Below are 238 nucleotides of genomic sequence, written 5' to 3' on the forward strand. Positions count from 1 at the left end.
TAAGGAGCCAGCCGCCTAAGGTGGGACAGATGATTGGGGTGAAGTCGTAACAAGGTAGCCGTATCGGAAGGTGCGGCTGGATCACCTCCTTTCTAAGGATAAAGCTGGACCTATGAGCCAGACAAAATGGTTTGTGCCACGATTTTTGTTTGTTTAGTTTTGAGGGAGCAATTCTCTCAAAGCTTTTTTTAATCGTTCTTTGAAAACTAGATAATCGTAATGAAGAAGCAAAGTAAAC

General features: G+C 42.9%; 1 rRNA gene. It reads left to right on the forward strand.

What is annotated here, in order from left to right:
• A 16S ribosomal RNA gene (locus KW850_RS34685) occupies positions 1–92 on the forward strand; the annotation flags it as partial.
• Between the last annotated feature and the right edge of the window lie 146 nt (positions 93–238).

Source organism: Bacillus sp. sid0103, assembly GCF_019219025.1.